This is a genomic window from Erysipelatoclostridium sp. AM42-17 (genome assembly GCF_003480255.1).
Lineage (GTDB): Bacteria > Bacillota_I > Bacilli_A > Erysipelotrichales > Coprobacillaceae > Faecalibacillus.
This window is the reverse complement of record NZ_QUIN01000014.1, coordinates 42,922-56,608: the sequence shown is the minus strand read 5'-3', so window position 1 is coordinate 56,608 and position 13,687 is coordinate 42,922. Positions and strand designations below refer to the sequence as shown.

The window sequence follows — 13,687 nt, the reverse complement described above, 5'->3', positions numbered from 1 at the left end:
TATAAAAAACCTATATCTTTATGTAAAGGTATAGGTTTGTCAACAATCTGAAAAGAAAACTCAAAGAGTTTTCTTTTATTTTTTATAAAATTTTATGATTTTATGAGCATAATTATTTTGAGTTAAATCCAATGATGTAGTGACATAAATGATTTTATTGTGCTCTAACATGATAACCGTATCATAATGCTTTGATGAGGCAATAAGATAAGTATTTTTATTTATTGCTTTTTTTTGTCTATTATGACTGTGTTCATTTAGTAGTCGATTGAAGAAAGTTTGACTATATTGATGATTTTTTAATGTGTAAATTTCACTATGAATGATATCTTTTTGATTTGTTTCAGTGCATATTTTACCCTGAGTGAGGATACTACGAGATGAAGTATAAGTTTGGTCTTTTGACGGTGTTAAAGATAAATCATTTAAGGTAAGAATTGATGAATCAAGTGGGTGAATATCTCGTTGAAGATAATCTAAACTAAAACCAGCCAATACATAAATCAAACAAAATCCTATCATATATTTAACTTTCTTTTTATGCATGGATAATTGATTAAGTTTTTCTTTAGTGAAGTCTTGCTGTTTTAAGAATTGTCTTCTTATTTTTTCATGGACAATCCAGTTTTTATATGTGTAGTAAAGAATTGTTAAACAAATAGGTATATAGGATAGATAAAGCATGATTGAACCATTGGTAATCATGTTTTTTATTTGAATATTGGTACTAATAAAATAGGTAACGGCGAGAGAAAAAAGCAGGCTGATTGCAAAACCGGTAATTCTTGATTTAGTTTGTTCTTTAAAATAAGGAATAAAATCAGTTTCTTGATGATAACGATAAGCTAGTTTTTCTTTAGATCTAAAAACATAGATTTTCCTTACTCTTCCACAATAATCGTAACCATTTTCTAGATAAGAATTAATCATACGATCAATTTCATCTTTTTTTGGTTGTCCTTTTTTAAATAGGGCAATATCACAAACATAGTGATATTGTTGGTTATCTTTTTTTATTTTAGAAATTAAATCTAAACTATAGGGATTGTACCCTTTAACTGATAAAGTATTAAGTTTATTTTCAAATAGCAAAAATTCATCCACATGGTAATCAAAAATACGATATGACATAATCTGTCTCCTTTAAAATTATTAATTAAAACATAACAAATGTAATACTTTTCGTCAATAAAAAAGCTATAAGTTATTTTCTTATAGCTTTTACTTATTATTTTGAAAAAGCAGAATCAGGTTCGCTTGGTGTAAATGCTGCTTCTTCTAGTGCATATGATTCAGCAATATTTTGGCAATGATCACCCATTCTTTCTAAGTTTGATAAGATATCAACATATGTAGAGTTGACAAGTGCTGACTTTTCAATACCATTACTTACTCGTTGAATATGTCTTTGTTTTGCTTTTTTCGTAAAGTAATCTAAATCAGATTCTTTTTCATCAACAAAGTTAATATCATCAACTTGATGGCTATCAAAAGCACTGACAGCTTTATTGATCATTACAATAACCATATCTAACATAATGATTAAATCTTGCTTTCCTTCATTAGAAAAATCTTCTCTTTCATCAAAAATAGCTTCAACAAATTTTAAAATATTAATACTTAAATCGCCAATGCGTTCAAAATCTTTTATAGATTTCATATTGGCAAGATATTCATTAGAATCATGGTCATTAAGTTGTTCATGTGAAATTAATACAAGATATTCTGTGATTTTTTTATCTAGCAAATTAATGGCATTTTCTAACTCTAAAACACTATCTTTAGCAGTACTGCTTTTTTGTTCTAAATATGCTTTTAAAGCTTCTACTGTTTCAATTGTTATTTGTCCCATTTCAATGATTTTGCTTTTTGAAATAGCAAGTGCGTGAGAAGGAAATAATTGAACAACATTCGTATCTAATTCACTTAAATCCATTTGTAATTCTTTAGCATGATTTGGAATAATTTTTTTAATTAAAATAACAATTTTACTAATGAATGGGAAGAAGAGAATTGTTGTAGTAATGTTAAAAATTCCATGAGCTAAAGCAAGCTGTAATTCTGGCGTAATTGGAATCAATGAAGCAATCCAATTAATTAAGGATTGGAAAGGATATAAAACAATCATAAAGATTAATGATCCAACAACGTTGAATAGAACATGGAAAAAAGCAGCTCTTTTTGCAGGAATGGAACCACCGATTGAAGCGAGGATAGCGGTAATTGTGGTACCGATATTTGATCCAAATAAAAATGGAAGAGCGATATTCAAACCAATAGCACCAGCACCATACATTTGTTGAATAATGGCAATAACTGCTGCTGATGATTGAATAGCTGTAGTAAGTAAAGTTCCACCTAATAATCCTAACCATGGGTTTTGTGCTAAGTACTCTGTAACTTGGGTGAATTCAGGAACTTGAGCTATCATTCCTAAATTTTCTCCCATTAAATCTAATCCATAGAATAAACAACCAAAACCAAAAATAATTTGTCCTAAATATTTTGTCTTTTTATTTTTAGAAAACATAAGGGCAAAAGCACCAATAATAATAAAGTAAACGGCATATTTTGATACTTTTAAACCAACTAAAAAAGAGGTAATAACAGTTCCGATATTAGCACCCATAATAATACCAACTGCTTGATTTAAATTCATGAGTCCAGAACGAATTAAACCGATTGTTAAAGCGGTCGTTCCTGAACTAGATTGAATTAAGCAAGTGACAAAGGCACCAATTAATATACCTTTAAGAGGGCTAGAAGTATATCTATCAATGATATCTTTAAGTTTATCACCAGAATAACTTTTTAAACCATCCCCCATGTATTCAATACCAAATAAAAATAATCCAAGTCCAGCCAAAATTAAGGGCCAGTTAATTTGTGATAATGTCATATATTCACACTCCTATAGCATAAATATATTAGAATGTTAAGAAAGTGTAAAGAAAATCATTAATATCTTAACGAAATCTTAACACTTGGGTTATTTTAACTTTTCTATCCAGTAAGATATTTTATTTATAAAGGGGATAATCACGATGGTGCTGATTATATTAAAGAAAAAATGACTAAGAGCAATTGTCATACTATATGATAAATGATAGTGCATTTTTATTTGTGACATCCATAAGCTAAAGGGGTATAAAAATAATGCAAAAATCAAAACACCTCCAGCATTGAAGATAAAATGAAAGAAGGCGGCTTGCTTTGCTTCTTTACAATCACCTAAGGCAGCTAAAGTGGCTGTTATCGTAGTACCAATATTACTGCCAAGTAAAAATGCAATAGCGTTCACAAGAGATATCATTTTTAGTTGTCCTAATTGTTGAATAATAGCAATCATGACACTTGAAGATTGAATAATACAAGTTAAAAAGATACCACCAGTGAGAGCATAGATTGGATTTTTGGACAAGATAAGTATTATCTCATGAAAGAAGGATGTATGAGCAAGAGGTGCTAAATAGAGATTCATTATTTCTAAACCATAAAACAAACAACCAAAACCAAAACAAATTTGTCCTATTAAACTTATTTTTGGAAATTTAGAAATAAAGATAAGAAATGAACCGATAATCATAAAATAGATGGATAAGTTTTCAATTTGTAAACTTACAATAAAGGCAGTCATTGTTGTACCGATATTTGCACCAACAATAATTCCAACTGCTTGATTTAAAGTCATTGTATTGGCTTTGATTAGAGTGATAACTAAGGAAGTAATAGCAGAACTTGATTGAATTACTGCGGTAGTAAGAGTACCAATAACAATGCCTTTTATAGGAGAAGAAACATAATTTTCAATGATTTGTTTTACTCTTTTTTGAGAGAAAGCCTGAATACCTTGAGACATATACTCAATACCAAATAAAAAGAGTCCTAAACCAAGAATGATGTGTAAAATTTGATAAAGCATGGCGATGCTCCTTTAAATGATTTAATTGAATTTATTTTACATTTATGACACAATGACAAAAAAGGATGTGAAATGATGCAAGGAAGATGGAATAAATTTTTTTCATACTACAAACCCTATTTAAAGTTATTTTTTGCAGATATGTTTTGTGCTATTGTTGCAGCAGGAATTACACTTATTTTTCCCTTAGTAACACGTTATATAACGGGAGTTGTTTTAGTACAAAAAATCGTTGATATACAACTTATATATAAGTTAGGTATTATTATGCTTATGCTGGTATTTGTAGAATATGCATGTAATTATTTTATAGGTTACATGGGGCATGTAATGGGGACGTATATGGAAAGAGATTTACGTAATGAATTATTTGAACATTATCAAAAATTATCTTTTTCTTTTTATGATGAACAAAAAACAGGACAGTTAATGTCGAGACTTACTAATGATTTGTTTTCTTTAACAGAACTTTATCATCATGGTCCAGAAGATATTGTGATTTCAATTATTAAATTTGTGGGTAGTTTTATCATTTTATCAACAATTGATTTAAAATTGACGCTAATTATCTTTTTATTTGTACCTATTATGTTTGGCTTTGCCTGGTTCTATAATATCAAAATGAAAAGAGCGTTTAAAAGAAATAGACAACGAATAGGTGATATTAATGCCAAGATAGAAGATAATTTATCAGGAATTCGGGTTGTAAAAAGCTTTGCTAATGAAAAGGATGAAATGAAACGTTTTGATGTTGAAAATAATCGCTACGTGGAAAGTAAACGAAATAGTTATTACTATATGGGAAAATATAATGCCGGATTAACAATGTTTACAAGCCTCATTACAATTACAGTTATCTTTTTTGGAACTTTATTTATTTCTCATCATGCTATTACGACAGCGGATTTGATTGCTTTTTTATTGTATATTACTAACTTAATTGACCCAGTTAAAAAATTATTAAACTTTACTGAACAATTTCAAGAGGGGATTACCGGATTTGAACGTTTTATGGAAATGATGGAAATCGAGCCGGATATTAAAGAAAAAAAAGATGCTGTTGCTTTAACAAATGTAAAAGGAAAAGTAAGCTTTGATCATGTGAGTTTCCGTTACAATAATCAAACACCTTATGTTTTAAAAAATATTAATTTAGATATTCAAGCAGGAGAATATGTTGCCTTTGTTGGGTCTTCTGGAGCCGGGAAAACAACAATTTGTTCATTGCTTCCAAGATTCTATGAGCCAACAAGTGGGCATGTTTTCATTGATAATCAAGATATTCAAAATGTAACACTATCATCTTTAAGAAATAACATTGGTATCGTTCAGCAGGATGTTTATTTATTTAATGGTACAATTCTTGATAATATTCGTTATGGTAATCTAAATGCTAGTGATCAAGAATGTATAGAAGCAGCCAAAAAAGCGAATGCTCATGATTTTATTATGCAGTTACCACAAGGATATGATACTGATTGTGGGCAAAGAGGAGTTAAATTATCAGGTGGACAAAAACAAAGATTATCGATAGCCAGAGTGTTTTTAAAAAATCCGCCAATTTTAATTTTTGATGAGGCAACGAGTGCGCTTGATAATGAAAGTGAAAGAATTGTTCAAGAATCGCTTGAAAAATTAGCTAAAAATAGGACAACATTTGTCATTGCACATCGCCTATCAACAATAAAAAATGCTAAAAGAATATGTGTTTTAACGCATGATGGGATAAGCGAACAAGGTAGTCATGATGATTTAATGAAATTAAACGGTGAATATGCAAGACTGTATAAAATGCAGTTTAAAACAACTGACCATTTATAGAAATATGTTATATAATAAATACAATGAGGTGATACTTAATGAGTAAAAAATATTTATTTTTTGATATTGATGGAACTTTAACGGATTCTAATCCAGGAGGGAAGATACTGGATAGTACTTTTAGAACATTAGATAAACTTCGCCAAAATGGACATTTTGTTGCGATAGCTACTGGACGTGCTCAATGGATGGCTAAAGAATTTGCACAATTGTCTAAAATTGATAATTTAGTGACGGATGGTGGTAATGGAATTACTTTAAATGGTAAAGTAAAATATATTAAGCCACTTGATTCTAATAAGGCAGTAACTTTAATTGATGAATGTATTAATAAACAGTTGCCTTACGCAGTTGTATTAGACAATAGTCCAGTTCTTTATTCTAATACATCTTCTGTTTTAAATTGCCAAATACATGGTCAATTAAAATATGACCCAGAACTTGATTTTCATCATGTAAAAGAGATATTTAAAATTTTTATCTATCTTAGTGAAAAACAAGAAAAGCAATTAGAACATCTTAATGGGTTGGATCATATGCGTTATTTTGGTGATCATCTTATTGTTGAACCAACTGATAAATATCAAGGTATTTTAGATATGATTGAAATGATTGGTGGTAATAAAGAGGATATCGTTGTTTTTGGTGATGGGCACAATGATTATTCAATGATCAAGCAAGCACCTATATCTATTGCAATGGGTAATGCTAAAGATGAACTTAAAGAAATAGCGACATTTGTTACTAAAAGAAATGATGATGATGGCATTGAATATGCATGTAAACATTTTGGATGGATTGATTAGGAGGTAAAAGATGACAATAATTAAATACATATTGATGATTGTAGGCATTTTTTTATTGCTATGGTTAGGATGCATGTTTATTTTAAAATCACAAGAAAAAAAGAACAGTATTATTAAATCTAACCAAGAAGTAAAAGATCAAATTAAACAAACTAATGAAGACTTAGATGAAGTGATTGAACAGCTTGAGAGTTTTAATCCTATGTTAGAAAAAGCCATAAATTATGTTAATGAATTTAATGATAAAGTTTTATCAAAGAAATAAATAAAAATGTTATATAATGTTGACAAAAGATGAATATCATCTATAATACAGGTATATAAATAAACTCAATGAAAAAGAGAGTAATTCTAAAGAATATGATAGCGAGCTAACGGTGGTGGAAGGTTAGTATAGTTGATAGAATGAAGCGCACTTTGGAGAGGGTTATCTGAATACATAGGATAACAAGCAAACCGGCTTTACAGGTGAGGAGGGTATGATTTCATACCAATAAGAGTGGTACCGCGGATATTTCGTCTCTTAGCTTAGGCTAAGAGATTTTTTATTACATTGAGTTAGAAAGATGAGGGAAAAGTATGAAAAAATTAATGAAGTTATTATTAGTTTGTATCATGGCAGTAACAGTTGCCGGATGTGCAAGCAGTGGAGGAAAACAAGAAGTTTTAGTTGGTATTTCTCCTGATTATCCACCTTATGAATCATTAGATGGAAGCAAAATGGTTGGATTTGATGTTGATATGACAAAGGAATTATTTAAAATCATGAATAAAAATGGTGGAAATTATTCTTATAAATTCAAAAAAATGTCTTTTGATACAATTTCTACAAGTATTACTTCTGATCAAATTGATTTAGGTATTTCTGGATTTACTTACCATAAAGATTGGAAAAATGTAATTTGGTCAAATAAATATAATGATTCTAAACAAGTTGCTTTAGTAGCAAAAGATAGTTCTATTCAAACTGCTGCTGATTTAGAAGGTAAAAACATTGGAGCTCAACTTGCTACTACAGGTGAATCAGTTGCTAAAGATATTAAAAATGCAAATGTTAAATCTGTTAAAGATGTTAAAGTATTAATTGAAACATTAAATTCTGGTGGAATTGATGCTGTTATCTTAGATGAAGCAGTAGCTAAAAACTATGTAAAAGAAGCTGGATTTAGAATGTTAGATGAAACTTTATTACAAGAAGAAAACTTAATTCTTGCTAAAAAAGGAAATGAAGATTTAATGAAAGATATTAATAAAGCATTAAAAGAATTTATTAAATCTGACAAATATCAAGATTTAAAAACAAAGTGGGGAGCATAATTGTGAGTGCATTAGTTAACTTTATGACTACTGACAATCTATTATTCTTATTACAAGGGGCTGGTAAATCTTTATTACTAGCCGCTTGTGCTTTATTTTTTGGACTTATTTTTGGAATATTAGGTGCAGCAGCAAAAATTTCAAAACATCGTATTTTACGTATTATTGGTAATATCTATGTTGAACTTATTCGTGGAACACCAATGTTATTACAAATATTGTTTTTATACATTGCTTTTCCAGTAATGATGAGATCATTTACTGGTCAAAGATTTATTCCTGATCCTTATATTTGTGGTGCCGTGGCTATGAGTATTAATAGTGGTGCTTATTCTACTGAACTTATTCGTAGTGGAATTAATGGTGTTGATAAAGGACAATGGGAAGCATGTAAAGTATTAGGATTAAGTTATGGTCAAACGATGAAATTAGTCATTTTACCACAAGCTTTTAAAAGAATTATTCCACCAATCGTGAGTGAATTTATTACATTAATTAAAGATTCTTCTTTAATTTCTGTTTTAGGAGCGACCGAATTATTATATTCTGCTCAAATTTTAGGGGCGAATACTTTTAATTTAATTCCACCATTATTGATGTCTGCAGTGCTTTATTTAATTATGACACTAGCTACATCTTATCTTGCACGTAGAGTAGAAAGAAGGTTTGCAATCAGTGATTAAAGTAGAACATATTGTAAAAAAATTTAAAGATTTAAAAGCTGTAGATGATGTATCACTAGAAATAAAAAAAGGTGAAATCGTGGCTTTGATTGGACCATCAGGGTCTGGGAAAAGTACAGTGTTAAGATGTATAATTGGTTTAGAAAAACCTGAATCAGGTTCAGTTTATATTGATAATCAATTATTTGATGAAAATAACAAAGAAACTTATCCTCAATTATTAAGAAAGATGGGATTTGTTTTCCAACATTTCAATTTATTTCCTCATAAAACAGTTTTAGAAAATTTAACACTCGCACAAGTACAAGTCCTTCATGAAGACGAACAAAAAGCACAAGAAATGGCAAGAAAATACTTAGATAGAGTAGGTCTGTTAGATAAACAAAATGAATACCCTAATAAGCTATCTGGTGGTCAAAAACAAAGGGTTGCCATTGCAAGAGCTTTATGTATGAAACCAGAGGTCATGTTATTTGATGAACCAACTAGTGCCCTTGATCCAGAAATGGTTATTGAAGTATTGGAAGTTATGCAACAACTTGCTAAAGAGGGGATGACAATGATTGTTGTCACTCACGAAATGGGATTTGCTCGAACTGTTGCTGATCGTGTTATCTTCCTTGAAAGTGGTAAGATTGTCGAAGAAAATGATGCTGAAGAATTCTTTAGCCATCCTAAAAGTCAAAGAGCTCAAGACTTCTTGAAAAAGGTTATGCATTAATGAAAATTGATAACTTTAAAGCAGAGACATGGATGACTCTGCATGAAAATAATTGCTTATATAATTTAGCAGATGCTTGTGCTCAATCATTAACGCTTGATGAACTATTAAATTTTTCTCAAGATAAAGAAACTAAAATTCAAGATATTTTGAATATGAAGTTGGATTATGGACCAATAGAAGGATCACATCAGTTAAAGCAAGGTATTTTGAAACTATATCAAACTGGTGATGATGATCAAATTGCTATTACTCATGGTGGTATTAATGCTAATGAACTTGTACTTATTTCTTTATTAGAACCACAAGATCATATCATTACCATCACACCAACATATCAACAGATATACAGTTTTCCTCAATCTTTAGGTGTTTCTGTTGATTTTGTCAATTTAAAAGAAGAAAACGATTGGCTTCCATCTATTTATGAATTTGAAAAGTTGATTAAACCAAAAACGAAAATGATTTGTTTAACAACACCTAATAATCCTACTGGTACAACTTTTGATAAAACTTTTTTAGAAAAATTAGTGGTGCTTGCACGTAAACATGATTTATATATTTTTTGTGATGAAGCATATCGTGGCTTAGGTGAAAACGAAGTTTCTATCAGTGATATTTATGAAAAAGGAATTTCCACTGCAGGAATATCGAAAATATTATCTGCGGCAGGATTGCGTATCGGTTGGATAAAAACACCTGATAAAAATCTTATCAAAATGATTAATGAAAGAAGAGATTATCATATTATCAGTAGTGGTTCATTAAGCGACTATTTAGCGTGTGTCGTATTTCAACATTATGACCAAATTATTGAACGCAATAAGTCAATTATCCAAGAGAATAAAAAGTATTTTAAATCATGGCTTAAAGATAATCCTTTGGTTAGTTGTGTTATTCCTGATCATGGAACAGTATGTTTTTTAAAATATCATCTTGATATACCTTCGGCTGTTCTGGCGGAAAAGTTACAACAAGATACAGGTGTATTTTTTGTACCTGGAGCATGTTTTGACTTAGAGTATCATTTACGTTTTGGATTAGCCAATAATCCACAAACAGTTAAAAAAGGATTAACACTTTTTGGCAATTGGTTAAAAACAATCTAATTTTTTTAACGAGAAAAAACATAGAAATCCACTAATCAATAAAGTAAGCAATAAACCAAATAATAAGCTTACTAAAACGCTGTGGGTATAATAAACATATGACAACAAGTATGTTAAAATAATTTCTAAAGTGCATTCTAACAAGGAGATGATAAACATTTCCTTGTTTTTATTTTGAGCATGTAAAATTACAGAAAAAGGGGTCTGTAAATAAAATAGAGTAAAAGGAATACACATATATTTGAGTTCTCGATATCCCTGTGTGGTGTTATAAATAATTGATAGACATGTTTTTGGAAAAAAATAAAAGGCACAAGTGAAAGGGATGCTAATTAAAAATGAACAAAATAAGGCTAAATAGAGATGCTTTAAAGTACTATGTTTTTTGTAATATAAATCTTTTTGGGCAATTGGTAAGTATAACCGATAAATAACAGTTGTAAAAAAAGTAGGTGTAACAAGCAAAGAAACAACATAACCTGACATAATTGCGTATTGATGGTGAATGGTGTGTTGATTAAAACCCAAGGATGTTAAAACAAATATTAAAGTTACAGGCTCTAAGAAATTTACAAAACAATGATATAATCGAGACCCTGTAAGGGGTAGAGAAATATTAAGTATTTCTCTAGATAGACTTTTTTCATAAGTAATAGGATACGGACAAGAATACTTTTCTTTAAGTTTTACTAACATATAGATAATAGATGTTAATTCACCAATACTCATTGATAAATAAATAACTGTAACAGTAAATACAAGATCATATGAAAGGGGACGAACTAAAATGAAATAAGTAAAAAGCAAACGGCTTACTTCTTCAATGATTTGTGCTTTTGCGATAATGTATAAATGTCCCTTTCCTAAGTAAAAACTTTTAATGATACCACTGATACTGACTAAGGGAATAAAGAGGATTAATGATAAAATAGGATAGAAAGCTAAACTGTTTTTTAATAAGTGATAGGCTATATAGTGACTAGAAAAAAAAAGTGTTAAACAAATGATGCTAACGGTAAAAATACTTAAAATGAAAGCACTTATAACAACTTTAAAGCGATTATATTTTGGATGACTAACTAGTCTAAATACAGCAGAGGGGATGCCAAATTGTCCTAAAGTAATACATAAAGATAATGTAGGAATAATGAGTAGATAAAGAGTCATGGCTTCTTGAGAGATAAGTCTTGATAACATCATTCTGTTAGCTATTGAAAATATTTTTGATATGGCAGAGCTTACAGAAAGAATAAGAAATGAATTGATCAGTTTTCTTTTCATAAAAGACTTCCTTTATGTCGAATTTTCATTTATAATAGAAAGGTACGAATGGAGGGGATATTAAGTGAGTGAGAACGATTCTCGTTTTACCAAATACGATTTGAATTTCTTGATAAAATTAAAAACACGCGAATTTAGAAAACAAGACATTCATAATATCTCTGAAAAACAAATAAAAGATTACTTATTTAATGTAAAGTGGAAGAATAAAACATCTTTACCAATGTGCACATTAGTCGATGATATTGTTGGTTTAGAATTTTCTGAATTATTTGATTATTTAAGTGTTCAAGTGGTTAAAGAGGCATCTCAATTGAATATAGATGCATTCCAGGATCTTATTTCAAAATAGTTGCTTTGCAACTATTTTTTTATTAAAGGAGTTAAATTATGAATTGGAATATAATAGAAAGTCATAACTATAAACACTATATGCAACAATTTTCAATCCATTCCTTATTAGCTAAGGTTATCGATAGTAAAGGATTTGATGAAGAAGATGTACAATCATTGTTGTCTCCGAGACTTATTTACCATGATTTTTCATTGTTTCTTGAAGGAGAAATGGCTTTAGAACGTATTAAGGAAGCCATTGAACAAAATGAAAATATCTGTATTTATGGAGATTATGATTGTGACGGCATTTTGGCTACAGCTATTTTAGTACAAGCATTTTCAATGTTGGGTAAGAAAGTGGGCTATCATATTCCTCATCGCAGTGATGATGGTTATGGACTTAATAAACAAAAAGTACAAGAAATATATGATAAAGGGTATAAGTTAATTATTACTGTTGACAATGGAATTAGATCACATGAAGCAATTGAACTGGCTAATGAATTAGGAGTAGATGTTATTGTTAGTGATCATCATGATTATGACGAATTACCTGATGCTTTTGCGATTATTCATCCTAAAATGTCACCAGAATACCCATTTAAAGAAATTAGTGGTGGTTTTATTGCGTATAAATTAGCAAGTGCTCTTTTAGGAAAACATGATAAGTATCTTTACTGTCTTGCGGCAATTACAACAATTAGTGATATGATGCCTTTACTTGATGAAAATCGTTCTTTAGTTAAAAGAGCATTTCAATTTATGAATCAAGAACATTATCTTCAATTAGATTTATTATTAGGTGAAAACAGGGTATATGATATGACTTCTATTGGGTTTATTATTGCACCTAAAATCAATTCTTTTGGTCGATTACCACATTTTATTCATCCTAATCATTTGGTTAAATATTTTTTAAAGAATTGTGATCGTGATTTTATCTTAAAAATGAGTAATGCTGCAATGAGAATTAATAATGATCGCAGAAGTTTAACAAATAAACAATATAAAAATGTTTTAAAAAACAACGAAGATGCTCCATTTCTCTATGTTTATGATCAAGATATTCAAGAAGGGATTGTTGGATTGGTGGCAGGAAAATATACGAGCCAGTATCGTAAGCCAAGTTTTGTCATGACTTATGATCAAGTTCGTCAGTGCTATCGTGGAAGTGCGCGTAGCATAAAGGAACTGCCACTTAATAAAATCCTTAATACTTTAAGTGATGATTTATTACAGTACGGTGGTCATGCTTTAGCGGGTGGTTTTTCTGTTGCTAAGGAGGATGTGACTCAATTTAAAGAAGATATTGCTCGTTATATTGAAAAATATGGACAGGATATTGAAGAAAGAAAAGAAGCGTTAGAAGTATCTTTAGATGATATTTCATTATCTGCTGTTAAACAATTGAGTATATTGGAACCTCAAGGTCAAGGAAATGAAGAAACGACTTTTATGTTAAAACATGTTCCAGTAAGTCAAACTCGTCTTTTAGGTCAAGGACAACATTTGCGTTTTGATTTACAACTTCCTCATTGTAATATGCAGGCTCTTTATTTTCACTGTCCTTGTATTGATGAATTTAAAAATAAAAAAGAAGTACAAATTTATGGCAAATTGAAGATTAATAAATATTTAAATACAGAATCAATCAATATGATTTTAGAAGATATTAAATAGTTTTCTTCAAT

Annotated in this window: 13 protein-coding genes and 1 other annotated feature; of the genes, 9 read left to right on the top strand and 4 right to left on the bottom strand. The window is 29.6% G+C overall.

Annotated features, from left to right (window positions below; all coding sequences use genetic code 11):
- Positions 1-75: 75 nt before the first annotated feature.
- The 3 genes from DW911_RS06645 to DW911_RS06635 all read right to left on the bottom strand — a co-directional run bounded on the left by DW911_RS06645 (position 76) and on the right by DW911_RS06635 (position 3,922).
- The gene (locus DW911_RS06645; RefSeq protein WP_118431789.1) at positions 76-1,131 is read right to left on the bottom strand and encodes a hypothetical protein; all 1,056 of its coding nucleotides are present in this window, start codon (positions 1,129-1,131) and stop codon (positions 76-78) included.
- A gap of 97 nt (positions 1,132-1,228) precedes the next feature.
- Positions 1,229-2,899, bottom strand: coding sequence for a Na/Pi cotransporter family protein (locus DW911_RS06640; protein ID WP_118431787.1), 1,671 nt, complete (start codon positions 2,897-2,899; stop codon positions 1,229-1,231).
- A gap of 90 nt (positions 2,900-2,989) precedes the next feature.
- Positions 2,990-3,922 (bottom strand): Na/Pi cotransporter family protein, encoded by a 933-nt coding sequence (locus tag DW911_RS06635; RefSeq protein WP_118607622.1) that lies wholly within the window; start codon positions 3,920-3,922, stop codon positions 2,990-2,992.
- 75 nt (positions 3,923-3,997) lie between these two features.
- Here DW911_RS06635 and DW911_RS06630 point away from each other — a divergent pair, with 75 nt between their 5' ends.
- From DW911_RS06630 to DW911_RS06600, 7 genes are all read left to right on the top strand, one after another.
- Positions 3,998-5,743 carry an ABC transporter ATP-binding protein gene (locus tag DW911_RS06630; protein WP_118431784.1) on the top strand — a complete coding sequence of 582 codons (1,746 nt, stop codon included), beginning with the start codon at positions 3,998-4,000 and terminating at the stop codon, positions 5,741-5,743.
- A gap of 38 nt (positions 5,744-5,781) precedes the next feature.
- Positions 5,782-6,549, top strand: a complete 768-nt coding sequence (locus DW911_RS06625; protein ID WP_118431782.1) for a Cof-type HAD-IIB family hydrolase — start codon at positions 5,782-5,784, stop codon at positions 6,547-6,549.
- A gap of 10 nt (positions 6,550-6,559) precedes the next feature.
- Positions 6,560-6,814 carry a hypothetical protein gene (locus DW911_RS06620; RefSeq protein ID WP_118431780.1) on the top strand — a complete coding sequence of 85 codons (255 nt, stop codon included), beginning with the start codon at positions 6,560-6,562 and terminating at the stop codon, positions 6,812-6,814.
- 59 nt (positions 6,815-6,873) lie between these two features.
- Positions 6,874-7,076: a binding site (T-box leader), on the top strand.
- A gap of 52 nt (positions 7,077-7,128) precedes the next feature.
- A complete protein-coding gene (locus tag DW911_RS06615) occupies positions 7,129-7,866 on the top strand; it encodes a transporter substrate-binding domain-containing protein (protein WP_118607621.1) in 738 nt (245 codons plus the stop codon).
- Positions 7,867-7,868: 2 nt separating this feature from the next.
- Positions 7,869-8,549 (top strand): amino acid ABC transporter permease, encoded by a 681-nt coding sequence (locus DW911_RS06610; protein ID WP_118431776.1) that lies wholly within the window; start codon positions 7,869-7,871, stop codon positions 8,547-8,549.
- Positions 8,542-9,270, top strand: coding sequence for an amino acid ABC transporter ATP-binding protein (locus tag DW911_RS06605; protein WP_118431774.1), 729 nt, complete (start codon positions 8,542-8,544; stop codon positions 9,268-9,270). The genes DW911_RS06610 and DW911_RS06605 overlap by 8 nt, the downstream gene beginning before the upstream one ends.
- Positions 9,270-10,379 (top strand): aminotransferase class I/II-fold pyridoxal phosphate-dependent enzyme, encoded by a 1,110-nt coding sequence (locus DW911_RS06600; RefSeq protein ID WP_118431772.1) that lies wholly within the window; start codon positions 9,270-9,272, stop codon positions 10,377-10,379. Before DW911_RS06605 ends, DW911_RS06600 begins: the two co-directional genes overlap by 1 nt.
- Here the strand turns inward: DW911_RS06600 and DW911_RS06595 are convergent.
- Positions 10,365-11,660 carry an oligosaccharide flippase family protein gene (locus DW911_RS06595; protein WP_118431770.1) on the bottom strand — a complete coding sequence of 432 codons (1,296 nt, stop codon included), beginning with the start codon at positions 11,658-11,660 and terminating at the stop codon, positions 10,365-10,367. The genes DW911_RS06600 and DW911_RS06595 overlap by 15 nt on opposite strands.
- 64 nt (positions 11,661-11,724) lie before the next feature.
- Here DW911_RS06595 and DW911_RS06590 point away from each other — a divergent pair, with 64 nt between their 5' ends.
- Positions 11,725-12,012 carry a post-transcriptional regulator gene (locus DW911_RS06590; RefSeq protein ID WP_118431768.1) on the top strand — a complete coding sequence of 96 codons (288 nt, stop codon included), beginning with the start codon at positions 11,725-11,727 and terminating at the stop codon, positions 12,010-12,012.
- A gap of 38 nt (positions 12,013-12,050) precedes the next feature.
- On the top strand, positions 12,051-13,676 hold the full coding sequence (gene recJ / locus DW911_RS06585) for a single-stranded-DNA-specific exonuclease RecJ (protein ID WP_118607620.1): 1,626 nt from the start codon (positions 12,051-12,053) through the stop codon (positions 13,674-13,676).
- The last annotated feature ends 11 nt before the right edge of the window (positions 13,677-13,687 follow it).

Excerpts from the sequence above, each read along its gene's own strand:
- DW911_RS06595 (WP_118431770.1), bottom strand. The coding sequence starts at position 11,660 with ATGAAAAGAAAACTGATCAATTCATTTCTTATTCTTTCTGTAAGCTCT.
- DW911_RS06640 (WP_118431787.1), bottom strand. The coding sequence starts at position 2,899 with ATGACATTATCACAAATTAACTGGCCCTTAATTTTGGCTGGACTTGGA.
- DW911_RS06600 (WP_118431772.1), top strand. The coding sequence starts at position 9,270 with ATGAAAATTGATAACTTTAAAGCAGAGACATGGATGACTCTGCATGAA.
- DW911_RS06620 (WP_118431780.1), top strand. The coding sequence starts at position 6,560 with ATGACAATAATTAAATACATATTGATGATTGTAGGCATTTTTTTATTG.
- DW911_RS06625 (WP_118431782.1), top strand. The coding sequence starts at position 5,782 with ATGAGTAAAAAATATTTATTTTTTGATATTGATGGAACTTTAACGGAT.
- DW911_RS06645 (WP_118431789.1), bottom strand. The coding sequence starts at position 1,131 with ATGTCATATCGTATTTTTGATTACCATGTGGATGAATTTTTGCTATTT.
- DW911_RS06630 (WP_118431784.1), top strand. The coding sequence starts at position 3,998 with ATGCAAGGAAGATGGAATAAATTTTTTTCATACTACAAACCCTATTTA.
- DW911_RS06635 (WP_118607622.1), bottom strand. The coding sequence starts at position 3,922 with ATGCTTTATCAAATTTTACACATCATTCTTGGTTTAGGACTCTTTTTA.
- DW911_RS06615 (WP_118607621.1), top strand. The coding sequence starts at position 7,129 with ATGAAAAAATTAATGAAGTTATTATTAGTTTGTATCATGGCAGTAACA.
- recJ (WP_118607620.1), top strand. The coding sequence starts at position 12,051 with ATGAATTGGAATATAATAGAAAGTCATAACTATAAACACTATATGCAA.